Annotated in this window: 25 protein-coding genes; 14 read left to right on the forward strand and 11 right to left on the reverse strand. The window is 63.6% G+C overall.

Annotated features, from left to right (window positions below; genetic code table 11):
• Window positions 1–3: 3 nt before the first annotated feature.
• Window positions 4–651, reverse strand: coding sequence for a glutathione S-transferase family protein (locus P3T43_RS20170; protein ID WP_429282801.1), 648 nt, complete (start codon window positions 649–651; stop codon window positions 4–6).
• A 118-nt stretch (window positions 652–769) separates the two neighbouring features.
• On the opposite strand from P3T43_RS20170, the gene P3T43_RS20175 reads away from it, so the two are divergent.
• The gene (locus P3T43_RS20175) at window positions 770–1681 is read left to right on the forward strand and encodes a LysR family transcriptional regulator (RefSeq protein ID WP_429282802.1); all 912 of its coding nucleotides are present in this window, start codon (window positions 770–772) and stop codon (window positions 1679–1681) included.
• 68 nt (window positions 1682–1749) lie between these two features.
• On the opposite strand, the gene P3T43_RS20180 is transcribed toward P3T43_RS20175, so the two are convergent.
• Both P3T43_RS20180 and P3T43_RS20185 read right to left on the reverse strand, forming a co-directional pair.
• Window positions 1750–2217, reverse strand: coding sequence for a hypothetical protein (locus P3T43_RS20180; RefSeq protein WP_429282803.1), 468 nt, complete (start codon window positions 2215–2217; stop codon window positions 1750–1752).
• Window positions 2218–2265: 48 nt separating this feature from the next.
• A complete protein-coding gene (locus tag P3T43_RS20185; protein ID WP_429282804.1) occupies window positions 2266–3282 on the reverse strand; it encodes a 1-aminocyclopropane-1-carboxylate deaminase in 1017 nt (338 codons plus the stop codon).
• A gap of 197 nt (window positions 3283–3479) precedes the next feature.
• Here P3T43_RS20185 and P3T43_RS20190 point away from each other — a divergent pair, with 197 nt between their 5' ends.
• Window positions 3480–3989 (forward strand): Lrp/AsnC family transcriptional regulator, encoded by a 510-nt coding sequence (locus tag P3T43_RS20190; RefSeq protein WP_429282805.1) that lies wholly within the window; start codon window positions 3480–3482, stop codon window positions 3987–3989.
• 34 nt (window positions 3990–4023) lie between these two features.
• Here P3T43_RS20190 and P3T43_RS20195 read toward each other — a convergent pair whose 3' ends face one another.
• Window positions 4024–4551, reverse strand: coding sequence for an Lrp/AsnC family transcriptional regulator (locus P3T43_RS20195; protein WP_429282806.1), 528 nt, complete (start codon window positions 4549–4551; stop codon window positions 4024–4026).
• Window positions 4552–4704: 153 nt separating this feature from the next.
• Between P3T43_RS20195 and mdeB the strand changes: the two genes are divergently transcribed.
• Window positions 4705–7425: an alpha-ketoglutarate dehydrogenase gene (mdeB, locus tag P3T43_RS20200; RefSeq protein ID WP_429282807.1), complete on the forward strand. Its 2721-nt coding sequence runs from the start codon at window positions 4705–4707 to the stop codon at window positions 7423–7425.
• A 13-nt stretch (window positions 7426–7438) separates the two neighbouring features.
• Here mdeB and P3T43_RS20205 read toward each other — a convergent pair whose 3' ends face one another.
• Window positions 7439–8134: a DUF2182 domain-containing protein gene (locus P3T43_RS20205; RefSeq protein ID WP_429282808.1), complete on the reverse strand. Its 696-nt coding sequence runs from the start codon at window positions 8132–8134 to the stop codon at window positions 7439–7441.
• On the opposite strand from P3T43_RS20205, the gene P3T43_RS20210 reads away from it, so the two are divergent.
• Entirely contained in the window at window positions 8124–8258 is a 135-nt protein-coding gene (locus P3T43_RS20210) for a hypothetical protein (protein ID WP_429282809.1), read from the forward strand. The two genes, P3T43_RS20205 and P3T43_RS20210, sit on opposite strands and share 11 nt — an antisense overlap.
• A 13-nt stretch (window positions 8259–8271) precedes the next feature.
• On the opposite strand, the gene P3T43_RS20215 is transcribed toward P3T43_RS20210, so the two are convergent.
• The gene (locus P3T43_RS20215; protein ID WP_429282810.1) at window positions 8272–9051 is read right to left on the reverse strand and encodes a DUF899 domain-containing protein; all 780 of its coding nucleotides are present in this window, start codon (window positions 9049–9051) and stop codon (window positions 8272–8274) included.
• A gap of 133 nt (window positions 9052–9184) precedes the next feature.
• Between P3T43_RS20215 and P3T43_RS20220 the strand changes: the two genes are divergently transcribed.
• From P3T43_RS20220 to P3T43_RS20240, 5 genes are all read left to right on the forward strand, one after another.
• Window positions 9185–10405, forward strand: a complete 1221-nt coding sequence (locus P3T43_RS20220) for a helix-turn-helix domain-containing protein (RefSeq protein WP_429282811.1) — start codon at window positions 9185–9187, stop codon at window positions 10403–10405.
• A 75-nt stretch (window positions 10406–10480) separates the two neighbouring features.
• A complete protein-coding gene (locus tag P3T43_RS20225; RefSeq protein ID WP_429282812.1) occupies window positions 10481–11164 on the forward strand; it encodes a glutamine cyclotransferase in 684 nt (227 codons plus the stop codon).
• A gap of 354 nt (window positions 11165–11518) precedes the next feature.
• Window positions 11519–12349 (forward strand): MipA/OmpV family protein, encoded by an 831-nt coding sequence (locus P3T43_RS20230; RefSeq protein ID WP_429282813.1) that lies wholly within the window; start codon window positions 11519–11521, stop codon window positions 12347–12349.
• A gap of 93 nt (window positions 12350–12442) precedes the next feature.
• A complete protein-coding gene (locus P3T43_RS20235) occupies window positions 12443–14404 on the forward strand; it encodes an aconitase family protein (RefSeq protein WP_429282814.1) in 1962 nt (653 codons plus the stop codon).
• Between the two features lie 169 nt (window positions 14405–14573).
• Complete coding sequence (locus P3T43_RS20240) at window positions 14574–16043, forward strand: MFS transporter (RefSeq protein WP_429282815.1); 1470 nt, start codon at window positions 14574–14576, stop codon at window positions 16041–16043.
• Window positions 16044–16192: 149 nt separating this feature from the next.
• Here P3T43_RS20240 and P3T43_RS20245 read toward each other — a convergent pair whose 3' ends face one another.
• Both P3T43_RS20245 and P3T43_RS20250 read right to left on the reverse strand, forming a co-directional pair.
• The gene (locus P3T43_RS20245) at window positions 16193–17416 is read right to left on the reverse strand and encodes an MFS transporter (protein WP_429282816.1); all 1224 of its coding nucleotides are present in this window, start codon (window positions 17414–17416) and stop codon (window positions 16193–16195) included.
• Window positions 17417–17583: 167 nt separating this feature from the next.
• The gene (locus P3T43_RS20250; protein WP_429282817.1) at window positions 17584–17895 is read right to left on the reverse strand and encodes a putative quinol monooxygenase; all 312 of its coding nucleotides are present in this window, start codon (window positions 17893–17895) and stop codon (window positions 17584–17586) included.
• A gap of 180 nt (window positions 17896–18075) precedes the next feature.
• Here P3T43_RS20250 and P3T43_RS20255 point away from each other — a divergent pair, with 180 nt between their 5' ends.
• From P3T43_RS20255 to P3T43_RS20265, 3 genes are all read left to right on the forward strand, one after another.
• Window positions 18076–18735, forward strand: a complete 660-nt coding sequence (locus P3T43_RS20255; RefSeq protein ID WP_429282818.1) for a glutathione S-transferase family protein — start codon at window positions 18076–18078, stop codon at window positions 18733–18735.
• A gap of 211 nt (window positions 18736–18946) precedes the next feature.
• Window positions 18947–19225: a hypothetical protein gene (locus P3T43_RS20260; protein ID WP_429282819.1), complete on the forward strand. Its 279-nt coding sequence runs from the start codon at window positions 18947–18949 to the stop codon at window positions 19223–19225.
• A 138-nt stretch (window positions 19226–19363) separates the two neighbouring features.
• Entirely contained in the window at window positions 19364–19714 is a 351-nt protein-coding gene (locus P3T43_RS20265; RefSeq protein ID WP_429282820.1) for a superinfection immunity protein, read from the forward strand.
• On the opposite strand, the gene P3T43_RS20270 is transcribed toward P3T43_RS20265, so the two are convergent.
• Window positions 19711–19989 (reverse strand): hypothetical protein, encoded by a 279-nt coding sequence (locus tag P3T43_RS20270; RefSeq protein WP_429282821.1) that lies wholly within the window; start codon window positions 19987–19989, stop codon window positions 19711–19713. The two genes, P3T43_RS20265 and P3T43_RS20270, sit on opposite strands and share 4 nt — an antisense overlap.
• Before the next feature lie 237 nt (window positions 19990–20226).
• On the opposite strand from P3T43_RS20270, the gene P3T43_RS20275 reads away from it, so the two are divergent.
• Together P3T43_RS20275 and P3T43_RS20280 are read left to right on the forward strand one after the other, a co-directional pair.
• Window positions 20227–21780 (forward strand): SPFH domain-containing protein, encoded by a 1554-nt coding sequence (locus P3T43_RS20275; protein ID WP_429282822.1) that lies wholly within the window; start codon window positions 20227–20229, stop codon window positions 21778–21780.
• Window positions 21777–22487, forward strand: a complete 711-nt coding sequence (locus P3T43_RS20280) for a hypothetical protein (RefSeq protein ID WP_429282823.1) — start codon at window positions 21777–21779, stop codon at window positions 22485–22487. The genes P3T43_RS20275 and P3T43_RS20280 overlap by 4 nt, the downstream gene beginning before the upstream one ends.
• 44 nt (window positions 22488–22531) lie before the next feature.
• On the opposite strand, the gene P3T43_RS20285 is transcribed toward P3T43_RS20280, so the two are convergent.
• On the reverse strand, window positions 22532–22768 hold the full coding sequence (locus tag P3T43_RS20285; RefSeq protein ID WP_429282824.1) for a hypothetical protein: 237 nt from the start codon (window positions 22766–22768) through the stop codon (window positions 22532–22534).
• Window positions 22769–23212: 444 nt separating this feature from the next.
• Entirely contained in the window at window positions 23213–23356 is a 144-nt protein-coding gene (locus tag P3T43_RS20290) for a hypothetical protein (RefSeq protein WP_429282825.1), read from the reverse strand.
• Between the last annotated feature and the right edge of the window lie 99 nt (window positions 23357–23455).

Genomic DNA, 23455 nt, shown 5'->3' on the forward strand with positions numbered 1-23455 from the left:
GGACTATTCGGTCTCAGCGAGCAGCCCAGCCTTGCTGGTGGGCATGGGCAGAAAACGCGGCAGCGCTTCGATACGCTTGAGCCACGCGCGAATATGCGGGTACGGTTCGAGCGAAATGCCGCCTTCGGGCGCATGGGCGATATACGAATGCGCGGCAATGTCGGCGATCGTCGGCGTCTGACCCACTGCGAAGGGCTTGTCGCGCAACTCGTCCTCGATCACCTTGAACAGGTTCACCGCGATCTTTTGCGCGGTTTCCAGGTTGTGCGGCGCGCCGAACACGGTAACGAGGCGCGCCGTGCACGGGCCGTAGGCGATTTTGCCTGCGGCGAGCGACAGCCAGCGTTGCACCGCGGCCGCGCCGAGCGGATCTTGCGGCAGCCACGACGGATCGGCATATTTGCGCGCGAGGTACACCAGGATCGCATTCGAGTCGCTCAGCACGATCTCTCCGTCTTCGATCACCGGGACTTCGCCAAGCGGATTGAGCGCAAGGTGCGCGGGCTTGCGGTTGTCGCCGGCTGCCATGTTCAGTTCGATCGTGGTGAACGGCAACTCGAGCATCGTCAGGAACTGCTTGACGCGGTGGCCGTGACCGGACAGCAGGGTCGTGTGCAGGCGGATCGGCTGGGCGGGCTTGGATGAGGACATGGAGTGGGCCTTTGGGGCAAATGGGATCATCGGTAAGTTCACTCAGCTTATGCCTCACCCAAGGGTCTGAGAAGACGGATAATCGTGGTTACTCTATCCTCTCAAAGTGGACAATCAAATGGCTAGCGCGAGCGACGTGAATCTCAACCGGCTGGCGGTTTTTGCGGCGGTGATCGAGGCGGGCTCCCTGACAGCGGCGGCCGACCGGCTGGGGCTCGCGAAAACCATGGTCAGCACGCACATGCAGCGGCTCGAGGCGGAAGTGGGGGCCAGCCTGCTGGTGCGCACCACGCGGCATGTGAGCGTCACCGAGGCGGGCAGAGCGTTTTACGAAGCGAGCCGGCTCATCCTGAGCATTGCTGACGCAGCGCTCCAGGCGGTCGAACAGGGCGGCACGGCGTTGCGGGGCACGCTGCGCGTCGCCACGCCGGTCGATTACGGCACCATCGTGGTTGCGCCCACGCTGGTGGCGCTGCGGTGGCAGCATCCGGAACTCAACATCGAACTGGTATCGAACGACCGGCTGGTAAATCTGCTGGCGGAAGGTATCGACGTCGCAATCCGTGTAGGACGGCTGGCCGATTCGAGTCATCGGGCCGTGAAGATTGGCAGCTACTCGCGCTGGCTGGTCGCCAGTCCCGGGTTCGTTGAGACCTGGGGCATGCCGTCAACGTTTGCCGCATTGACCGAGTTGCCGTATGTCGGCATGGCGGTGTTGGCCAAACCGCTGACGGTCTCGCTGGAAAACGGCCGCGGCCGCAAGCAGACGGTGCGCTTCAAGGGGGGATTTCTTGCCGACACCGCGCCGGCATGCCGGGCGGCGACGCTCGCGGGCGGCGGCGTCGCGGCGCTGACGGACTTTTCGATCGAGGAGGATGTCGCGGCGGGCCGACTGGTGCGGCTGCTGCCGGAGTGGTCGACGCCGGCAGCGGGCATTCATGCGCTGTTCCCATCGGCACGGTATCCGGCGCCCAAGGTGCGCGTGTTTATCGATGCGCTCAAGGCACATCTCGGTACCGAAGAGGTTTGAACGCGGGCACCCAGCCGCGCGCTGCATGTAGCGCGCACACGGGCGCACATGAGGGCACACGCGGCTGCCTAGTAACTATCGCCCCACTTTTCCGTCAACGAGGCGCGCAGGACTTCTTCCACGGTGGCGATGATGGCATCGAGTTGCGTCTCGGGCTCGGCTTCTGGACGGTAGTGAGCGAAGAAAACCTGCTGGCCGAGCACGCCGCCTAGCCACTCCAGCCCGGCCAGATCTTCTGAGCAGAGCAGCAGGCGGCTGTCGCGCGGGAGCGGATCGATGGCCTGTTCCAGCGGGTCTTCCGGGCTGCGCGCATGGTGCTGAGCCTGTTCACGTGAGGTCAACCATTCGCCATGCGTCACGGCAGGATCGCTCAGATGCAGCCACGCGACCTGTGGCGCGTTGCCTAGCCGCGTGGACAACTGCTGTTCGAAATCGCGCGGCACGGTGGCGTCAGTCATGATGCAAACCTGCGTGAGGCGCGACGGCTCCCGATGCCAGAGCCAACGCGTGGTCCGTAATTCGACATGGGTTCGCATACCGTTCTCCGTCGCCCTTGAGCGCGTGGATTGCCGTCAGGATTCCTGTCAACCGTTGCGGAACAGGAAGCTATAGCCGTTCAACGCCGGCACACCGCCCAGATGCGCATAGAGCACCTTCGAACCGGCGGGAAACTCGCCGAGCCGTACCTTGTCGATCATGCCTTGCATCGACTTGCCTTCGTAGACGGGATCGGTCAGGACACCTTCGAGCTTTGCGCACAAACGAATGGCTTCCATGGTGCCTTCATTCGGCAGACCATATTCCGGGCCGCCGTAGCGTTCGTCGAGGACGATATCCTTCGCGACGATGTCACGCCCCAGTTCGACCTGCTCGGCCGTCTGCCTGGCAATCCGAAAGATCTGCTCGCGCGTTTGCGTGGGCTTGGCCGACGCGTCGATACCGATCACGCGGTCGGCGCGGCCATCGGCGGCGAAGCCCACCACCATGCCTGCTTGCGTGCTGCCGGTCACCGAGCACACGACGATATAGTCGAACTTGAAGCCCAGTTCCGCTTCCTGCTGCCGGACTTCCTCAGCGAAGCCCACGAAGCCGAGACCGCCCAACGGATGATCCGAGCAGCCGGCGGGAATCGCGTACGGCTTGCCGCCTGCGGCGCGTACGCTTTCCAGCGCGTCTTCCCAGCTTTTGCGAAAGCCGATATCGAAGCCGTCGGACACGAGACGCACATCCGCGCCCATGATGCGCGACATCTGGATGTTACCCACGCGGTCATAGACGGCATCTGAGTAGTTCACCCAGTTTTCCTGCACGAGCACGCACTTCATCCCCAGATGCGCGGCGACGGCCGCCACCTGGCGAGTCTGATTCGACTGGATTCCGCCGATCGACACCAGCGTGTCGCACCCCTGCGTCAATGCTTCGGGAATCAGGTATTCGAGCTTGCGCGTCTTGTTGCCGCCAAACGCCAGCCCGCTGTTGCAGTCTTCGCGTTTCGCATACAGCGCGACCTTGCCGCCCAGATGCTGGCTCAGACGGGGCAGTGGCTGGATCGGCGTCGGGCCGAAAGTGAGCGAATGGCGCGGGAATTTCTCGAGGTTCATGCGAGGCTCCGGTGATGAAGAGAGTCCCAGCACCCGTGACCCTGAGCGGCCGACATGCCGTGGGTTCGTGGCCGATGCTGCGATGAAGAGTATGGTAAGAAAATATCGGAGAAACCGGGTTGCGAAGATATTGGCAAATTTGGTCTTTTAGTAGGTCAATGGTATTTTTGACTTTCGTTTACTCCGTAGAGAGCACCATGCCCGCAAGAAAATTTCGTGCGTCCGTGCCAGAGGCCCAACCGGCGAGCCCGGCGATCGATCGCGTCGATCGGGCCATCCTGCGTCAGTTGCAGCGCGATGCGTCGATCTCGAACGTGGCGCTGGCGGCCAAGGTGAATCTCAGCGCGCCGGCCTGTCTGCGGCGGGTTGAACGGTTGAAGGAAATGGGCCTGATCCGCGGCGTGGTGGCGCTGCTCAATGCGAAAGCGCTCGACGCGGGCATGCTGGTGATGATCGGCGTGGTGCTCGACCGTTCGACGCCTGACTCCTTTGCCGACTTCGAAAAGGCGGCGCAGAAGGTGTCCGGATGCATGGAGTGTCACGTCGTGACAGGGGAGTTCGACTACTTCATGCTGGTGCGCACGCGCGACAGCGACAGCTTCAACCGGCTGCATGCCGAGCAGCTGCTCTATCTGCCGGGGGTACGGCAGATCCGGAGTTTCGTCGTCCTCAAGGAGATACTTTCGACGACGAGCCTGTCTGTTTAATGCAGGCTGGCGCGGCTTGCCGGCCGCCGCGCCTTCACTGCCAGTCCGTCGCGACGTCGTCCGGGTCGACCAGTGTCAGTCCTGACGACGGTAGCGGCAGCGCCGTCTTGTAGCGCACCTGTTTGAGCGCAAAGCTCGAGCGGATGTTGGACACGCCCGGTATTTTCGTCAGGTGTTCGAGGATGAAGCGCTCGAGCGTCTGCATGTCCGGCATGACCACGCGCAACAGGTAGTCGGCATCGCCTGTCATCAGATAGCACTCCATCACTTCCGGCCGCTCGGAGATGGCTTGCTCGAAGCGCTGCAACGCGTCTTCCACCTGCTTTTCCAGGCTCACCTGAATAAATACGTTGATCCGCAGCCCCAACGGCTCGGGATTGAGCAGCGTGACCTGCTGTTTGAACAGGCCGAGCTTTTCGAGCGCACGCACCCGGTTGAAGCAGGGCGTGGGCGACAGATTGACCGCGCGCGCCAGTTCGGAATTGGTGATGCGGGCGTTCTGCTGCAACTGGCTGAGAATCCCGATATCAATGCGGTCGAGCCGTTTCGGCGGCGTGGTCATAGTTGAAAGATTCCAGAAATGGCGGTGTGCGAAGAATAAATACACTATCAAACGCCGGAATGGCAAGCAAATGAGAGCCCTATTTTGCGTGCGGCTGGATACCATGGAGCTAATCGTTTTGAACCGGATAGCTGCCTTGCAGGAGTGAATGCCATGACGGATTTGTCGAGCGGTGCGTTGCACTTGGGTGGCCTGGAGCGGGGCCGCGAAGACCACGATCCCGAGGAAACCGCCGAGTGGCTGGAGGCGTTGGATGCGGTCGTGGCGCACGTCGGACGTGAGCGCGCCCAGTTCCTGTTCGACCGGCTCGCGGCCCATGCGCAGTCGTTGGGCGTCGAATCGACCGGTGCGCGCGTGACGCCCTACATCAATACGATCGCCTTCGACCAGCAGCCGCGTTATCCCGGCAATCTCGAACTGGAGGAGCGGCTCGCCGCTGCACTGCGCTGGAACGCACTGGCGATGGTGGTGCGAGCGAACAAGGCGTATGGCGAACTCGGCGGACACATTGCGAGCTATGCGTCGGCGGCGGATCTGTTCGAAGTGGGCTTCAATCACTTCTTCCAGGCGGCTGCGCCGGACGCTGGAGAGGGCACCGGCGGCGATCTCGTCTACTTCCAGCCGCATTCCTCGCCGGGTGTGTACGCGCGGGCCTATCTGGAAGGATTCCTGAACGAAGAGAATCTGACGCACTACCGGCGCGAAATCGCCGGACCGGGCTTGTGCTCGTATCCGCACCCGTGGCTGATGCCGGACTTCTGGCAGTTTCCAACCGGTTCCATGGGCATTGGGCCGATCAACTCGATTTATCAGGCGCGCTTCATGCGCTATCTGCACAATCGCGGACTCGCGCAAACGGCGGACCGCAAAGTGTGGGGCTTTTTCGGCGATGGCGAAATGGACGAGCCGGAGTCGCTGGGCGCGTTGTCGCTCGCCGCGCGCGAAGGGCTCGACAATCTCGTGTTTGTCATCAACTGCAATCTGCAGCGGCTCGACGGCCCGGTGCGCAGCAACGGCCGCATCATCGACGAACTGGAAGCCCACTTCAGCGGCGCCGGCTGGAACGTCATCAAGGTGGTGTGGGGTTCGGACTGGGACGCGCTGTTTGCGCGCGATCGCACCGGTGCCCTGGCGCGAGCTTTCGCACATACGGTGGACGGTCAGTTCCAGACCTTTTCGGCCAATGACGGTGCGTACAACCGCGAGCGGTTTTTCGGCCAGAACGCCGAACTCGCGGCGTTGGCCGCGCAACTGAGCGATGCAGAGATCGACCGCCTGCGCCGTGGCGGCCACGACGTGCGCAAACTGCACGCGGCCTACGCGAAAGCGCTGGCGCATCGCGGCCAGCCCACGGTGATCCTTGCAAAGACCATGAAGGGCTTCGGCATGGGAGCGTCGGGACAGGGCAGGATGACGACCCACCAGCAAAAGAAGCTCGATTTCGACGACCTGAAAGCATTCCGCGATCGCTTCCGCTTGCCGCTCTCGGATGCGGACGTCGAACAGGTCAAGTTTTACAAGCCAGCGGAAACCAGCCCGGAAATGCAGTACCTGCATGCCCGCCGGGCTGCCCTGGGAGGCTTTCTGCCCAGAAGGCGGAGAGTCGCAGCGAAGGGACTGACCGTTCCTTCGCTGCACACCTGGGGGCAATTTGCGCTGGAAGCGAATGGACGCGAGATGTCCACCACCATGGCGCTCGTGCGCATGCTCACCGCGCTGTTAAAGGACAGCGCGATCGGCCAGCGCGTGGTGCCGGTCGTCGCGGATGAAGCGCGTACGTTCGGCATGGCGAACATGTTCCGCCAGGTTGGCATCTATTCGCCGCTCGGGCAGTTGTATGAGCCTGAGGATCTCGGCTCGATGCTGTATTACCGTGAGGACACCAAAGGGCAGATTCTCGAAGAGGGCATTTCGGAGGCGGGTGCGGTGTCGTCATGGATTGCCGCAGCGACCTCGTATAGCGTGCACAACCTGCCGATGCTGCCGTTTTACATCTACTACTCGATGTTCGGCTTTCAGCGGATCGGCGACATTATCTGGGCCGCCGCCGATCAACGCGCACGGGGTTTCCTGATCGGCGCTACGGCAGGCAAGACCACACTGGGTGGCGAAGGCTTGCAACATCAGGATGGCAGCAGTCATCTTGCGGCATCGACGATTCCCAATTGCCGTGCCTACGATCCGGCGTTTGCCTATGAAGTCGCGGCGATTGTCGATGAAGGGATGCGGGAGATGGTCGAAGCGCAGCGCGACGTTTTCTATTACGTCACGGTGATGAACGAAAACTACGCGCAGCCTTCAGTGCCGGCGGGCGATTTGCAGCAGGTGCGCGAGGGCATTCTGAAGGGCATGTATCCGCTGCCTGCAGAAGCAGGCGAAGCCGCGCGCGTGCAACTGCTCGGTGCCGGGGCGATTCTCGGCGAGGTGATCGCCGCGCAGACCATGCTCAAGGACGACTGGGGCGTCGAGGCGGCGGTCTGGAGCGTGACGAGTTTCACCGAGTTGCAGCGTGACGGGATGGCGGCTGAGCGGATGTCCCGGTTGGGCGAAGCCGGTTCGGCGGCGTACGTCACGTCGGCGTTGGGGGCGTCGAAGGGGCCCGTGATCGCCGCGACCGACTATGTGCGTGCGGTGCCGGAACTGATCCGGGCTTATGTGCCGCGACGGTACGTGACGCTCGGCACCGATGGCTTCGGCCGCAGCGATACGCGAGCCGCGCTGCGCGAGTTCTTCGAGGTGGATCGGGCGTCGATTGTGATTGCAGCGTTGAAGGCGTTGGTCGATGAAGGTGAACTCGAAGCAGGCGTCCACGCCGAAGCGCTGACGCGATATGGCAAAGGTCGCCACGATAGCGGAGCAGCCTGGGAGCGGTAAGTGCTGTCGCCCGTCATTCGAGGCCGACTGCTTTTGCCAGCAGCAGCAACCCCGCCCCGACAACGACAACGCCGATAGCGCGCGCCACGCGTTCGCCAGCAGGTGCGAGACGTTCAAGCGTGACGGCGGCGGTGACGGCCGCCATCGCGCGCAGATCCATGATCCCGATCGCAAGCAGGACGGCGGTGAGACTGGCGGAGCAGCCGGCGCAGGCGAGGCCGAGGCGCAGGCCGTATCGCCACGCGGTAGCGATGGTGGCCGGCGACATCAGGCTGCAAGCAGATCGCGTGCGGTAGCAGGCGAAATAGTAGGCCCGCCATGTCGTGAACTGGAATGCGCCGGCGCCGAGGACGATCGCGGCGACCGCGAATGGAACGGCGCGAGCCAGCGCCGGCCAGCGTATTTCGAGCGCGGCAAGCAGGACGCCTGGCGCAAAGGCGAGCATGCCGAGCGCGGTCCACACCTGAAAGTACGCGAGGGCCGCCATGGCGGTCAAACGTATGGGCCGGGGCGCGCCCGCCCGGCACACGCTCTCGTGATAGCGCCACAGCACCGGCGTGAGCGATGGCAGCATCATGGCGGTCATCATCACGGCCCACATGCTGAGAAACGACACCGCGAGATCCAGCCATGTCTGCCCGCACATGCGCGTCCATGCGAGTGACATGGTCCAGCCGCCGGGCATCGGCATGCGGCCCATGGACGACATGGACACGCTCCAGACGATCGTCGCCGCGGCGCTGGCGGTGAACAGCAACACCGCGGCGCCGAAAAATGCGCACTGGGAAACTGGCTTCGAATGGTTGCGTGCTGACATCTCGCGTCCCTCTTGAATGGCAATCCTAACTAAGAGGTTGCCTGGCGCCGTCCGTACTCGTCGTGACGGCGCCACCAGACGCCGGTCTCGTTGCGTCCCTTGGGCGCCCGGTCGAGCCACTGATACATGCCCCACACTCCGTCCACGCCACGCGCATAGGTGGAATACGTGTGATAAACCACGCCGTCTTCGAGGACGAATGCACTCATCCCAGGTCGGTCGCGCGAGTAGGTGAGCGCATCGGTCCCGCAGTTGGCGGCAAATTCCACAACGGGCGGCGGTGAGGGTGTCGCGTCCATGGCATGGCCGCCGCGCTGGAAGTTGTACTCGACGCTGTCCTCGCGCTGCTGCGCGTCGGTGAAGGAGACGTTGAAATCGAAGTTGAAGTCGCTGCCGTGCGAGGACGCCCACGGAAACGTCCAGCCCATCCGGCTGCGATATTCGAGCAGCTTCGCCAGCGGCGCTCGCGATACCGCCAGTAGCGTGACGTCGTGATTCGCCAGGTGAACGGCGACACCATCGAACCCGTCCGCGATGGACGAGCAGGACGGGCAACCCGCCTTGTAGTCGGGTCCAAACATGAAGTGGTAGACCAGAAGCTGCGAACGTCCGGCGAAGAGATCAGCGAGCGAGGCGCTGCCCTGTTCGGTCTCGAAGCGGTACGCCTTGTCGATCCGCACCCATGGCAGCGCCTGCCGTTGCCGCGCCACTTCGTCGCTGCGCCGGGTGAGTTCTTTCTCTGCCTTGAGCAGGTCGAGTCGTGCTGCGAGCCATTCTTCGCGGGTACCGCTGAGGTGTGTCGTGGCCATGCTGTGCTCCTTAGGTGTCCTGCGTCGTGGGTTCAGTCCCGAGACGACGCCAGGGTGGTGGGTCGGTCGTGATAGATTAGGTCCAGGGCCTCGAAGCATGGGAGTGACAAGTGTGGCGGGATTCAGATAGAGCATGGACTCGCTAGTCACAGCCGCGGCGCGCGCGCTTGCAGCGGGCGACCCACTCGGCGCCCTGAAGCGCGTCGCCTTGCGTGACGACCCGCCTGCGCTTGCGTTACGCGGCATCGCCATGGCGCAACTCGGCGATCTGGTGCGCGCGAAGGCGTTGCTACGAAGTGCGGTGCGTGCTTTCGGATCGAAGGAGGGCGTGGCCCGCGCACGGTGTGTCGTGGCCGAGGCCGAAATCGCGCTGGCCTCGCGCGACCTGGGCTGGTCTGCGAAGACGCTGGAGGCAGCGCGCGCCACGCTCGAAGCGCACGGCGATCACGTCAACGCCGCGCATGCACGTTATCTGGAGGCGCGGCGTCAACTGCTGATCGGACGTCTCGACGAAACCGAACACACACTCGCCGGGCTCGATCCCACGCCGCTGCCGCCCGCGTTACGGGCTGCACATGAGTTGGCGGTGGCCGGCGTCGCGCTGCGCCGGCTGCAGACGAATCTCGCGCGGGATGCGCTCGCGCGCGCCGCACACGCCGCGCGCGAGGCGGGTATTCCCGCGCTGACGGCGGAAGTCGAAAGCGCAGCGCTTGCACTCGAAGCGCCCGCAGCGCGACTGATTGCGCGCGGCGAGTCACGGCTGCTCGTCCTTGAGGAGGTCGAAGCATTACTCGCGTCGAAGGTACTGGTGGTCGACGCTTGCCGGCGAGTCGTGCGTGACGCTCACACCGTGATTTCGCTGGCAAGGCGACCGATACTCTTCGTACTCGCCCGCGCGCTGGCCGAAGCGTGGCCGGCGGATGTGCCGAGGGACGCGCTCGTCACGCGGGCATTCCGGGCGAAGCACGCCGACGAGTCGCATCGCGCCCGTCTGCGGGTCGAAATCGGGCGGCTTCGTGCCGTGCTTACGGCGTTGGGCGGCGTAGAGGCGACGCGGCGCGGTTATATGCTGGTGCCACGCAGCGCGGCCGGAGTGGTGGCGCTGGAGCGGCCCGTCGAAGGCGATCACGCGGGCGTGCTGGCCTTGCTCGCTGACGGCGAGTCGTGGTCGAGCTCGGCGCTCGCGCTGGCGCTGGGCGCCAGCCAGCGCACCGTGCAGCGGGCCCTGGACGCGCTGGCGGAGGCGGACAAGGTGCAACCGTTCGGGCACGGGCGGGCGCGCCGCTGGATGGCGTCGCCCGTGCTGGGATTCGCGACGACCTTGTTACTCCCCGTTCCGCTGCCCGGTGAGTAGGATGAGCGCATGAAGCGTCGACCGCCGGGGCTCGTCGCCCGGCATTGTCCTGAACCTGACTGCGAAGGCGGAGCCATGAATCGATCAGCGGCTGAAATCGTCGGTGAATATGGGCCTTTTCCGGGTGTCGAAAAAGTGGGCGGCGTCACCTATGACGGTCAGCAGGTCTGGATCGCCGCGGGAGACAAGCTGAACGCCTTCGATCCGGCGAGCGGGGCAACGGTGCGTACGATCCCGGTCGCGGCCGATGCCGGCACCGCCTTCGACGGTCAGCACCTGTTCCAGATCGCCGCGGAACGCATCCACAAGATCGATCCGCAGACGGGCCGCGTGCTCGCCACGATTCCCGCGCCTGGCGGTGGCTGCGATTCAGGGCTGACGTGGGCCGAAGGTTCGCTGTGGGTCGGGCAGTATCGCGACCGGAAGATCCATCAGATCGACCCAGCGACAGGCGCGATTCTTCGCACCATTGAGTCCAACCGCTTCGTTACCGGAGTCACCTGGGTGGAGGGCGAACTCTGGCATGGCACGTGGGAAGGCGAGCAGAGCGAGTTGCGGCGAATCGATCCACACAGTGGCAAGGTTCTGGAACAGCTCGAAATGCCGCCTGGCGTATGCGTGTCGGGGCTCGAGTCGGATGGCGCAGAGCGCTTCTTCTGTGGCGGGGGAAATAGCGGCAAGGTCAGGGCGGTGCGCCGGCCCAAACGCAGTGCTGCCATGGGTGGCAGCACAGAGAGTCCGGCCGATTCCACGGACTAGTAAGCGACGCAGGCGTGTCGGGGCTTGCTGATCGTGTATAGCCCCGCCGCTCGTGCTCGCGGCATTCGTTAGCCCCGTCCGCCGGTCCCATTCGCGCCACATTCGCACCACATTCAGCCCCGTTCGCACCCCCTCTAGCGCATCTCGCGCCCGCTTCCGTCGTTTCGTCGCAATCCGCTCGCTGCGCCCGCGCACCTCGCGCCATCATGCCCGCGGCTGGTGTTGATCCTTCGAGTCTGCAGCAACGATCTCTCAGGATGGAAGCAACGAGTCCGAACCTGACATCGGGTCCATCACCGATAACTTTAAAAAACCTGATCGGCTGAAGCGGTGCGCTTCGAGCCTGGGATTCCAATGAAAGCACGTGTAAATCGCTACGTTAACCATGTTCTGCTTGGCACGATGCTATGCGCCGGCACCATCGACGCAATGGCCGACGAATCAACCTCACCGGTCTCCCCGAATACGCTCTCTCCCGATGCCTGGCATTTCACCGTCGGCGGTGGATTTCTAAGCTTGCCTAAATATCCCGGCGCGAGCGACCGAAAATTCGAACCGCTCCCGCTTCTCGGTGCAAGCCATGGTCGTTATTTCTTCGGTGCGGTACCCGATGCGAACACGCCGCTCGGCATGGGCGCTTATCTGTACCGGGATGCGCATTGGCAGGTGGCCGCACTCCTTTCGTACGATTTCATCCAGCCGCGCGATCAATCCGACGACGCCCGCTTGCAGGGCCTCGGCGATATCGCCAGAACCGCGCATGCGGGTATGTTCGGCAGCTATACGCTCGACCGGTTCACGGTGCGCGGCAGCGTGCTCACCGACATCCTCGGCAAACACGAGGGCACGGTGGCAACGCTCGGCGTTGAAGGAAAGGTTCAAGCTGCCGACCGGCTCACACTAAGTGCGGGGCCCGGTCTGACCTGGGGAAGTAGTCAGTACAGCCAGACCTTCTACGGCGTGAATGCAGGCCAGAGCGCGCGCTCCGGTCTGGCGGCCTACGCGCCGGACTCGGGTATTGCGTCGGTCAACTTCTCGGTCAAGGCGAATTACCGTCTGTCCCCGCGCTGGGGTGTCGGCGCGACGGTGGTGGCCTCGGAGTTGCGTGGTGACGTCAGCGGCAGCCCCATCGTCGAGAAGAAGGCGCAGGTCACGTACGGGCTATTTTCCAGCTACCTGTTTTGAGCAAGGGCAGGCGGGGCGGGTGCTACTCTAGCGTGCAACGGCTGCAGTTCCGCGCGCGGGGCTGCCGTATCGTTGCCGAAAGGAGAACCCTCTATGGAAGATGCCATCCGCCTCGATGGCCGTGTGCTGTATTTGTCGCAGGACCCCGCCGTCATCGACGCCCAGCTTGCGGGCCAGGACTTCACACGCGCTACGGCCGGCCCGTTGCGCGATAACGTCTCGACCGACGAAATCACGCCTGTGACCGTGATGCTCACTTACGACGAGCGGCTCGGGCAGTTTCCCTATGTGGGATTCAAGGCAGGCGAGGTCCTGCCGATCGGGCGCGACGCCGTAAAGAACGGCGGTTTCCGCGCGACGGTGGCCGGCAAGCGGTATGGCAAGGGTTCGTCGCGCGAGTCGAGTCCGTTGGCGGAACTGTCGGCGGGTATTCGCCTGATCGTCGCCGAGAGTTTCGAGCGTATCTATCAGCAGAACTGCGACAACATCGGCATTCTCACCACGACCGATTTCTCGGTGCTCGACCGTTTGAATGCGGGAGAAGCGGTACCGATCGACGAATTCCTCAAAGGTCGCGACGCGCTCACGCAGCAGATCATCCGCAGTGGCGGCTTGCTTGCGTACAGCAAATCCGCCGGCTGGCCCGCGCCGCGCCTGTGCGATGCGGCCTCGGCCAAGGCGACGGCTACGGCCACGCCACAGCCCAAAACGCTCGTCGAGAAGATCATCGATCGGCATCTGCATCCGGGCGTCGCCAGCGCGCAGCGCGGCGACGGCGTGTTCATCGCCGCGGATTGGCGCTTTAGCCACGACTATTTCACCGGCATGTGCGCTCATCTGATGCATCGGGCCTTCGGCAAACCCGCGCCATTACACGCACCCGATCACATCATCGCGTTCCAGGATCATCTGGTGCTGGCCGCGCAAAGCATCCCTCACGTACGCGACGGTTTGCTGCCTGGCGTGGCCAATCTCGCGCAGGGGCACAGCGCGTTCTCGCGCGACTATCCGGTGCGCTCGCATGGTGCGCTCGACGGCGAGCCCGGCTCGGAAGGCATCTGTCATGCGTTGATGGCGGAGCAGTATGCGTTGCCGGGCCAGGTGGTCTGCGGCACGGATTCGCACACGCCGCACTCCGGCGCGCTCGGCTGCCTCGCATTCGGTGCGGGCGCAACGGAAATCGCCAATAGCTGGGTGACCGGCTACGTGCGCTGCAAGGTGCCGCAGACGCTGCGCATCGAGATCGACGGCACGTTGCGCGACGGCGTGACCGCGAAAGACGTCGTCCTCCATCTGCTGCAGATGGAGGCGATCCGTTCGGGCGGCGCCATTGGCCTCGTGTTCGAATACGGTGGCGAGGCGGTGCGCGCGATGTCGATCGACGAGCGCGCGACGCTGACCAACATGGTCGCGGAACTCGGCGGTTTCACCGGTATCGTCGAACCGGACGGGCGCACGGTGGCGTTTCTGAAGGAACGGCGCGGCGTGGATGTCGCGCTCGAAGACTGGATGACGAGCGACGCCGGCGCCACCTATCACGACACCATCCGCATCGACGCCAGCGCCTTGCAGCCGATGCTCGCGCGCCCCGGCGATCCAGGCAATGGCGTGCCGGCGTCGCAACTCGAAGGCGCGGTAGCGGTCGATATCGCCTACGGCGGTTCGTGTACCGCAGGCAAGCGCGAGGACTTCGATTTCTATCACGAGGTGCTGCGTTGGGGCGTCGAACACGGCATGGCGGTGGCGCCGCGTACGCGTCTTTACCTGCAGTTCGGCACGATGGCGGTGCGCCGCTATTGCGAGGAGCAAGGTTATCTGCCGGTATTCGAGCGCGCGGGCGTGACGCTAGTAATGCCGGGATGCGGTTCGTGCGCGAACTGCGGGCCGGGCCAGTCGGATAGCGCGCAGGAGGTGACGATCAGTGCGATCAACCGCAATTTCCCGGGGCGCTCGGGGCCGGGCAATGTCTGGCTGGCGAGTCCGTACACCGTCGCCGCGAGCGCGCTGGCCGGAAAAATCAGCACCTTCGAACAATTGAAGGACGCACGCGGCTAGAATGCTGACCGGGCCTCGCGCCCGGCATGCCGCGGCCCGGCGCTCCGGCTTTTTTTCACGGCCGGCTACAGCCGGGTACGGCGGCTTTGTCCGCCATCGTTCGGCACCCAGGCACACGCTCGCTACGGAGAGCCGGCTTAAAACCGGCCCCACACAGGAAGGAGACAACATGGCAAGTCCCGATCAAGCCGGGTCCGTCACGCCCGCCCCCAGCGCCAGCGGCCACGCCGGCACAGCCCACGCGAGCAGTCCTCACGCCGCGGCGCCGCTCGACGCCGGCACGATTTCCGCGCGTCTCGACCGGCTGCCGGCTACGCGCTCCATCTGGAAGCTGGTCGTTCTGCTGAGCCTCGGCTTTTTCTTCGAACTCTACGATCTGCTCTACACGGGCTACGTCGCGCCGGGCCTCGTCAAAAGCGGCCTGCTGACGGCGACCACGCACGGCCTGTTCGGGACCACCGGCGTCGCGAGCTTCATCGCCGCGCTGTTTTCGGGGCTGTTTATCGGCACCATCGCCTGCGGCTTTCTTGCCGATCGTTTCGGGCGTCGCGCGGTCTTCACGTATTCGTTGCTGTGGTACACCGTGGCCAACGTGGTGATGGCCTTTCAGGAGACCGCAACCGGACTCAATCTCTGGCGCTTTCTGGCAGGTGTCGGGATCGGCGTCGAACTGGTGACGATCGGCACGTACATTTCCGAGCTGGTACCCAAACAGATTCGCGGCCGGGCGTTCGCGTGTGAGCAGGCGGTCGGCTTCACGGCGGTGCCGGTCGTCGCGTTTCTCTCTTACCTGCTGGTGCCGCGCGCACCGTTCGGTCTCGACGGCTGGCGCTGGGTGGTGCTGATCGGTGCGCATGGCGCGCTGTTCGTCTGGTGGATTCGCCGGGCGCTGCCCGAGAGCCCGCGTTGGCTCGCGCAGCAGGGGCGCCTCGTCGAAGCCGACCGCGTGATGAGCGACCTGGAGACCAAGGTTCGCAGCGAATACGGCCGCGAGTTGCCGCCGCCTGCGCCGCCGATGCCGGTTGCGCCGCGCGGCAGCTTCCGTGACATGTGGGTGCCGCCGTATCGCAGCCGCACGCTGATGATGACGATCTTCAACGTGTTCCAGACGGTGGGTTTCTACGGTTTCGCAAACTGGGTGCCCACGCTGCTGATCAAGCAAGGCATCACGATTACGACGAGCCTGATGTATTCGAGCGTCATCGCGCTCGCTGCACCGCTCGGGCCGATCATCGGACTGTTCATTGGCGATCGCTTCGAGCGCAAGACGGTGATTGTCGTGATGGCGGCGGTGAACATCGTCTGCGGGCTGTGGTTCAGCCAGGTCTCGCAGGCGGTCCTGCTGGTCAGTCTCGGCGTGTGCTTGACGCTAGCCGGCAACATCATCTCGTACAGCTTTCACGCCTATCAGTCGGAACTGTTTCCAACCAGCATCCGTGCGCGCGCCGTGGGTTTCGTCTATTCGTGGAGCCGGTTTTCGGCAATTTTCACGGCGTTCCTGATTGCTTCGGTACTCAGGGAATTTGGCACGACGGGGGTGTTCGTGTTCATCGCCGGGGCGATGTTCATCGTGATGCTGGCGATTGGTCTGATGGGGCCGCGCACGAAGGGTCTCGAGCTCGAAAAGATATCCCGCTAGCCGATCATGGCGCGATGCCGCATGCAGACTGCGCGAGTTCGGGCAGCATGGGGGACGTCGGTCGCTTTCGTGTCCACTCCTCATCGCGGCCGGGATTCATTCAGTGATCCTCTTTAGTTAGGCAAGCAGCAGCAGTGTGAGACACCGCTTCAGGTTCGGCCGCCGGCTGTGCCGGTCTTCGAAATCCCGCGTGCCTCGCCGCGCACGAGGAGCAGTAGCGCGAGCAGCACCAGCAGAATCGTCACGCCTGCGAAGAGAAGGGTGGCGCGTTGAATGCCGGCAACCTGCACGGCGATGCCTAGCCCGATCACCGGCAACGAGATGGCGACATACAACACGATAAAGAAACTCGATGTCACCTCGGCACGCCGATGCGCAGGACTGCGCGTCGTCAGTTCGCCCAGTCCCGCGCGGAGGCTGATGCCTTGTCCGACGCCAGCCAGCGCTGTACCCATCAGCAATGCGGCCAGCGAGCGTTCCGGCACGCACCATGCAACGCCCAGCAAGCCGGCAAGCAGACCGATACAGCCGAGCGGCTGGCGCCAGCGAGGCGCAATATGCGACTGGACGATTTGCCCCAAGGCTGAACAGGCAAACAGTAAAAACACGATCGCGCCGATGACCACGCCACTACGATAGCCAAGCACGACCCGGATCAATTGCGGCGCCACGGCGGCGAAAAACCCCACCACGACAAAACCTGCAAAGCCGGCCAACGCGGCCGGCACGAATACGCCGCGTACTTCGACAGGCAAGGCGATTCGTTGCACGCGGAGCTTCACCCGGTCTGGAAGCGTGGCCGTTTCCGGCGCTTGCCACACGCCGAATAGGGCGAGCGCCACGAGCGCCAGGTGGACGACATAAGGCGTCTGCATGGGATGCGGCAGAAACTCGACGAGTATGCCGCTCAGCAAGGGGCCGCAGCCGAGCCCCAACATGTTGGAGGCGGTCGCCGCGAGCGTCGCGTGCTTGCGCCATGCTGGCGGCGCCAGTTCAATCACCGCGACCGTCGCCGTGCCGGTGAAGATGCCGGCCGAGACGCCCGATAGCAGCCGGCCCAGCATGAGACCTGACTGGCCGCTGCTCAGAAGGAACGTGAGCGCCGAGGCCGCCGACGCACATAACCCGGCCAGCAGCATGCGCCGCCGGCCAAGCTGATCCGACCAGTTGCCGACGATGAGCAGCGCCCCGAGGACACCGATCGCGTAGGAAGCGTAAATCACCGTGATCACGGTCGGCGTGAAGCCGTACTGCACCTGATAGTAGCGATAGACCGCCGTCGGCAGGGTGGTCCCCATCATGTTGATGAGGAACGCCATCACGACCGCCAGGAAGGCGCTGACCGAGGGCTGGGGGGCAAGGCTGGTTTTCATCGAACGATGGGTTCTGGTGCGTGGCGGCGCACGCGCAAAGCCACGCAGAATAACGGGAGGTGAGGCGTCGCGAAAGCGACGCTCTACGCAATACTGTCGTGCGTAAAGCGGCTTACGGCATTTTCAGCAAGAGTGAATTTCACATCGGCGCCCATGGCGCCGCATGCTCACGCGGGGACGTGCAACACGTTGATGGCGCGCTTTGCGACCAGTGACGCGATATTGCGGCCATATTCGGCCATATGCGCCGAGGCTGCATGCGCCTTCAACGCCGCTTCGCTTTCCCAACGCTCGACCACGGCAAACGTGTCGTTGCCGAGCGGCGTCTGAAAGCCACCGAAATCAGGCACGTCGATGACCGCTTCGTAGCTGATGCAGCCAACTTCCGCCAGCACCGCCGGCAGGTTCGTGTTGAAGAGCGCGAGCACGGCCTCCCGTTGACCGGGGTGAGCAGTGATGGTGGCAAAGACATGGATCATTCGGACATTCTCCGGTGAAGGTGGGACGGCAATTCGCCGCTCGCCATCATAGCGGGGTTCGCTCGAGCGAGTGCGCGCGGCGGATGTCGATTTTCGCGGTTGTGATTCGTCGCAGGGTAAAGCAGACTTCCGGGCAAGCGTTGTTCGGCCCGCTTTCGTTCCTGACCCAAGGTGACTGCGATGACATTGAAGCTGTACGCCCATCCCTTTTCCTCGTATTGCCAGAAGGTGTTGACGGCGCTGTACGAGAACCAGACGGCATTCGAGTACTGCCAGTTGTCCCACGACACCCCGCAGTTGTGGACGGAGCTCAGCGGGCTGTGGCCGTTCAGAAAATTTCCAGTGCTCGTCGACGCGGGCCGCACCGTGACCGAGGCGACGGTCATCATCGAATACCTGGGGCTCTATCATCCGGGACCGGTGACGTTGCTGCCGGCGGACCCGCGCGCCGCGCTGGAGGTACGCAGCATGGACCGCTTTTTCGACAATTACATTTCGACGCCGCAGCAGAAGATCGTCGGCGATGCCCTGCGTGCGGAAGGCGAGCGCGACCCGCGCGGCGTCGCCGACGCCCGCGCCATGCTGGATACGGCCTACGCCTGGCTCGACAGAACCATGGCGGGTCGCGAGTGGGCGTCAGGCGACCGCTTCAGCCTTGCCGATTGCGCGGCGGCGCCGTTCCTGTTCTACGCGGACTGGACGCATCGTATCGACCTGTCGTTCGAGCAGGTGAACGCTTACCGGCAACGGCTGCTGGCCCGGCCATCGTTTACGCGCGCAGTTGATGAGGCGCGTCCTTATCGTCCGCTGTTTCCGCTGGGTGCGCCGGATCGCGATTAACCGTGCCTGACGGGCGGCTAAGGAGCGCGCGCCCTGCACGCCGAAGGCCGCCGCTCCGGGCGCCGGCGGATTGTTAGCCATCCCACAACTATGATTTCACCCTATCGACATAGACTTTCAATAGGGCACGCCTAGAATTGACTCCAACGAAGCACCGCATCAGACAGTCCGCGGCGCACCCGGTAATTCGAATTCTTATTGGAGTCACATCATGAAGACGAAACTGATCGCAGCATTGCTGGTCGCCGTTTCTGCAGCCGTTGCTGCCCCTGCGTTCGCAAGCGGCTATGGCCCGGCACCGTTTTATCGTCCGTCGGTTGGCGCACCGGTTTCGCAACGTGGCGAGAGCGCCGTGGCGATCGCGGATCAGCGCAACAGTGCGGACAACACCGCGGTCGACACCTCGTACGGTGGCGTGATTGGTGCGTCGTCGCAGTCGGGTAGCCGTCAGGCCTTTGAAGGCCCGAGCAACCTGTATCGGGGCCATTGATTTTCGTGCGCGGCGGGCGTCGAGCATGCTTTGAGACTAAAGCACAGCGATCAGGCCCGTCGCGCCAGTTAACCATCGCAACAAGTCGCAATAAGCCAAAACAAGCCGCAACAAGCCGTTGAAAAATGAGGTGATGTCATGGTTCAGATACTCGAGGGCGTAGCCATTCTCGGTGCTTTCACGCTCTACATGATTCCGTCGATCGAAGCCGATGCGCGTAATCGCGATGACGCGTTTGCGATTACGCTATTCAATGTCCTGCTCGGCTGGACGGTGATTGGGTGGATTGCGGCCTTCATGTGGGCGCGTCACTCGACGACTGAAAAGCGTCTGACTCATCTCGTCACGAGGACGCGCCGCGCCGTGGCACGCGCCACGATCGACAAGCTGGTGGTACACGCCGCGCAGCGCGGCGCGCTGCAACAGCGCCCGATCGTCGGCAAGCTGCGCGTGCGTTCGCGTGTCGCCGTGCCGGTACGCCAGTCCTAATCGACGCTGGGCGTTGTCTCGTCGGCGCTGGGCGGTTTGGCCGCGCCTTCGAGAAAACGTCGCGTCGATTCGAAGGCCTGCAGCATCGGGTCCGGCCACGGCGTTTGCAGCATGACGGCCTGATGGTTTTCGAACGCGCTCGATAGCAGCTTCGACAGTTGCGGAGATTGCAGGTGTCGCAGCAGCACGCTGACGGCAATTGCGGTGGCCTGGCTGGCGCCCGCGGTCTGAAGTTCGGACGTGGTGAGCGCGGCGAGTTGTTTGTTGATATCCATGGTTGCAAAAAGAGAGGTTGTTGCCGGTCGGTAAGGGTACACAGCTTTTCGTCATCCGTCGTGAGCGCATTCTGCGCAAACGCATCTGAAAGCCGTTATTGATTAACGCGGCGATTTCCAGAATCAATTGGGCGGCATCGATACTGCATGCCGCCTGCTCAGTAAATCTCCCTGCTTAGCACGCTTTGGTCGCATTGCATATTGACCGGCGTTGCGCCAATTTCGCGCGCCTGGCGGGTGCCAGTCCAGTTAGCGCTGTCCGCTTCGTTGCGGCCGCCCGGCGCCGCGCTGATCGCGGGCGTGGCCGCCTTCTCGCTTGCATTTGGCACGCTCGTCGCCGAACTGTTCTTTTCGATGCATGCCGGGCGCGGCCGCGCCTGGGCGTCGCTCGCCAATGTTCTGCGGGCGGCGTTGCTGAGTGCGCTCGTCATAGCGATCTGCGCCGTGTTGCTCGCCTACGCCGGCGTGTCATCCCTGTGGCCCGTGTATGCGCTCAGTGCCTTGAGTGCGGCCATTGCACTCGAATTCGCGCTGCGCGCGGTGTTTTCGTGGTTCGCGCCGCCGCATACGCGCAGCGGTGACGCCAGCGTACCCGACAGCCTCGTCGCGAGCCTGCTGCGTCTGCGTCCTTCGCCGCTCGCTCGCTTCAGCGCACAAATGCGTAATCGCTACGGGATCGATCTGCGTCAGAACTGGGTTCTGCAAAGTGTGGCGCGTCTGCTGCCGGCCGCTATCGGGACGATTGCCGTGTGCGCCTGGTTGCTGACTGGCGTCGTGATGCTGGGACCCGAGCAGCGCGCCGTGTATGAACGCTTCGGCGCGTTCGTGCGCACCCAGGATGCGGGCTTGCTGGTCGCGTGGCCGCAGCCGTTCGAAACGGTGTTGCTGATCCCGGGCAGCGCGCGCGTGCTCGAACAGCGTATCAGCGCGCTCGACCGCGATGCGCGTGCGAGCGCAGTCGATCCAGCCGCCGCCACGGATTCCAGCCAGCCTCAGCCATTGCCATTGGGCGACGCCAGTTCGTGGGGTTTCCAGTCTGACGGGGCGGCACCCGACAACGCGGGTCCGACGCTGTCCGATGCGCTGGCCGGCTCCGGTTATGTGCTGATCGGCGACAACGGCGGGGTGCAGTTGAGCGCGACGCTGTATTACCGCGTGGTCGATCCCTACGCTTATGTGCTGCAGAAAGATCGTCTCGACTCGGCGCTGCAGCGGGTGGTTGCCGCGGCGGTGGTGGAGGTGACGGCGTCGCGCGATCTCGATGCGATTCTGGTGGCGCGCCCCGAATTGCTCTCGACCGATCAGCAAATGGCCCTCAAGCGTGAACAGCTACGCGGCGACATGGCGCAGGCGGTGCAGCGGCATCTGAACGCACTGGCCGCGGCGCATGCCGGACTCGGTATCGAAGTCGCGCGCATGGATGTGCAGGCCCAGTTTCCGGCGGCGGCCGTCGATGCGTTCAACTCGGTGCTCACCTCGCTGCAAACCGCCGACCGCAATATCGCCGATGCGCGCACCCAGGCCGAGACCATTCGCCAGGGCGCGCAGCAGTCCGCCGACCAGGTTCTGCAGAACGCGCAGGCGACTGCCACCGGGCGCGTCGCGACCGCGCAGGCCGAGACCACGACGATCCTGCAACTCGAAACACCGCTCGACGCCAATAGCGACCCGGGCCTGCTCGCGCGCGCCTATCGCGACCGGATCCAGCAGATCCTCTCGAAGGCCGGGCGCGTGACGACGATCGATCCACACGACGCATCGAGTCTGGTGCTGCAGGGGAAAATCCAATGAGCGCGCACATTGAACCGGTCGAGCAGGCGACGCCGGGCGGCGGGGCCGATTTTGCTCATGCGGCGCAGGGCATCGGGCACGGGCAAGCGCATGGCCATGACCGTGAGCACGAGCACGAGCACGAGCACGGCCATGAATTCAAACCGGACTCCCGCCATTCACACGATGACGACGATGGCCCCACTATCGCGTTGCGCAAGGTGGCCGCCGAGGTCGGCATCGATACGGTCGTCTCGCAGGCGCTGCCGCACGACAAGCTCGACTACGTGATGCACGAACTGGAAGCCGGGCATCATCCGCTGGTGGTCGGCGACGGCCTGAACGATGTGCTGGCCATCAAGGCCGGCGCGACCAGTATCGCGATGGGTGAACGGGGGATCGACATTGCGGTGGCGTCCGCGGATATCGTGTTGCTCGGCGACGATCTGCGGCGCATTCCCACCTGCATCCGGCTCGGCCGGCGCTGCCGCCGTACCGCGACGGTCAACGCGGCGATCGGACTCGTCTGGACCGTCGCGATCATCGCGTTTGCTGCGCTCGGGTTGCTGGGGGCGGTCTGGGTGGCGATCCTGCACAACGTCGGCACGTTCATCGTGATTGCCAACGCGGGCCGGCTGTTGCGCATCGACGAGGATGCGGCGTCGCGGCCCAGCGGAAGCAGCGGAACACTGAATGCCGGTGAACCACCGCCGGTTGCGTATCGTTAAAAGACACGACTGAACTCGACGTTCACGAGGCGAAGGTGAAACCTTCAGGTTTCGGCGACCACCCTGCTGTGGAGAATGGCGTTGTCCAGTTCGTCGAGTTGCAACAGCAGGTCGTCGATTGAACAGAGTTGGGTGTTGGTGACGTGATGGGCGTCGAGCAGGTCGTACAGACGTTTTCGCCAGTACTCAGGGGGGAGAATGGGACCACCGAGGTCTCCACACAACGACGGCTGCATGACGCGCGTGATGTGCGCAATGTCCTGATCGACTAGCGTAAGCATGTCCCGCTCCCCGTAATGGCACGACGTGGATTGACACCACTTTATTTGTCTAACCAATACTCTACCTCAAATTCGCAAGACGGGAAGCTGTCTGAATTACTAGGATGGAATCACCCATTGGCCTTGGTGGCCGGCGCTGCGGCGCACGGCGGCACAAACCGCGTTACCTAAGGAAAACCATAATGGAAACGCGCAGCGAAACGCCTAGACTGTAACCAAACGTAACGAAGTGTTGCTAATCATAAGTACGGGGATGTCCAACACGGGGCCGCGCCAGAGTGGGCGCACTGATGAGAAAGCGGTGAAATCAAGCCGCTAAGATGGAAATGGCCGCAGAGCAATCTGCGGCCATTTTTTTATTCGCTGAGGGCGTTTTGTGCAGGCTTTCTCCCCGCGTCACTATTGCAGCGAGGCAGCCGGGACGCCTCGGAACCGGCGCATACCTTAGTGGCAGCGCTTTTCCCAGTGGTGATGGACCTTCACCTTGTGACATACCTGATGGTGATGATCGTGATCATCGGCGTAAGCCGGGCTGATAACGCCAACGGTGACAGCGGCGAGTGCGAGTGCAAGCAAGATTTTCTTCACGGGGTTTCCTCGGTCAGACTGACCTGGTGGGTGGATGGCCCGCTATCTTAGCGTGAGCACCGTGACAACACAGTCAAGCAAGTGCAAAACTTCATTACC

The organism is Paraburkholderia sp. GAS41, from assembly GCF_050436545.1.
Lineage (GTDB): Bacteria > Pseudomonadota > Gammaproteobacteria > Burkholderiales > Burkholderiaceae > Paraburkholderia.

Bases quoted from the DNA above. Each gene is read 5' to 3' on its own strand.
- P3T43_RS20170 (WP_429282801.1), bottom strand. From the start codon at position 651: ATGTCCTCATCCAAGCCCGCCCAGCCGATCCGCCTGCACACGACCCTG.
- P3T43_RS20175 (WP_429282802.1), top strand. From the start codon at position 770: ATGGCTAGCGCGAGCGACGTGAATCTCAACCGGCTGGCGGTTTTTGCG.
- P3T43_RS20180 (WP_429282803.1), bottom strand. From the start codon at position 2,217: ATGCGAACCCATGTCGAATTACGGACCACGCGTTGGCTCTGGCATCGG.
- P3T43_RS20185 (WP_429282804.1), bottom strand. From the start codon at position 3,282: ATGAACCTCGAGAAATTCCCGCGCCATTCGCTCACTTTCGGCCCGACG.
- P3T43_RS20190 (WP_429282805.1), top strand. From the start codon at position 3,480: ATGCCCGCAAGAAAATTTCGTGCGTCCGTGCCAGAGGCCCAACCGGCG.
- P3T43_RS20195 (WP_429282806.1), bottom strand. From the start codon at position 4,551: ATGACCACGCCGCCGAAACGGCTCGACCGCATTGATATCGGGATTCTC.
- mdeB (WP_429282807.1), top strand. From the start codon at position 4,705: ATGACGGATTTGTCGAGCGGTGCGTTGCACTTGGGTGGCCTGGAGCGG.
- P3T43_RS20210 (WP_429282809.1), top strand. From the start codon at position 8,124: ATGGACGACATGGACACGCTCCAGACGATCGTCGCCGCGGCGCTGGCG.
- P3T43_RS20205 (WP_429282808.1), bottom strand. From the start codon at position 8,134: ATGTCGTCCATGGGCCGCATGCCGATGCCCGGCGGCTGGACCATGTCA.
- P3T43_RS20215 (WP_429282810.1), bottom strand. From the start codon at position 9,051: ATGGCCACGACACACCTCAGCGGTACCCGCGAAGAATGGCTCGCAGCA.
- P3T43_RS20220 (WP_429282811.1), top strand. From the start codon at position 9,185: ATGGACTCGCTAGTCACAGCCGCGGCGCGCGCGCTTGCAGCGGGCGAC.
- P3T43_RS20225 (WP_429282812.1), top strand. From the start codon at position 10,481: ATGAATCGATCAGCGGCTGAAATCGTCGGTGAATATGGGCCTTTTCCG.
- P3T43_RS20230 (WP_429282813.1), top strand. From the start codon at position 11,519: ATGAAAGCACGTGTAAATCGCTACGTTAACCATGTTCTGCTTGGCACG.
- P3T43_RS20235 (WP_429282814.1), top strand. From the start codon at position 12,443: ATGGAAGATGCCATCCGCCTCGATGGCCGTGTGCTGTATTTGTCGCAG.
- P3T43_RS20240 (WP_429282815.1), top strand. From the start codon at position 14,574: ATGGCAAGTCCCGATCAAGCCGGGTCCGTCACGCCCGCCCCCAGCGCC.
- P3T43_RS20245 (WP_429282816.1), bottom strand. From the start codon at position 17,416: ATGAAAACCAGCCTTGCCCCCCAGCCCTCGGTCAGCGCCTTCCTGGCG.
- P3T43_RS20250 (WP_429282817.1), bottom strand. From the start codon at position 17,895: ATGATCCATGTCTTTGCCACCATCACTGCTCACCCCGGTCAACGGGAG.
- P3T43_RS20255 (WP_429282818.1), top strand. From the start codon at position 18,076: ATGACATTGAAGCTGTACGCCCATCCCTTTTCCTCGTATTGCCAGAAG.
- P3T43_RS20260 (WP_429282819.1), top strand. From the start codon at position 18,947: ATGAAGACGAAACTGATCGCAGCATTGCTGGTCGCCGTTTCTGCAGCC.
- P3T43_RS20265 (WP_429282820.1), top strand. From the start codon at position 19,364: ATGGTTCAGATACTCGAGGGCGTAGCCATTCTCGGTGCTTTCACGCTC.
- P3T43_RS20270 (WP_429282821.1), bottom strand. From the start codon at position 19,989: ATGGATATCAACAAACAACTCGCCGCGCTCACCACGTCCGAACTTCAG.
- P3T43_RS20280 (WP_429282823.1), top strand. From the start codon at position 21,777: ATGAGCGCGCACATTGAACCGGTCGAGCAGGCGACGCCGGGCGGCGGG.
- P3T43_RS20285 (WP_429282824.1), bottom strand. From the start codon at position 22,768: ATGCTTACGCTAGTCGATCAGGACATTGCGCACATCACGCGCGTCATG.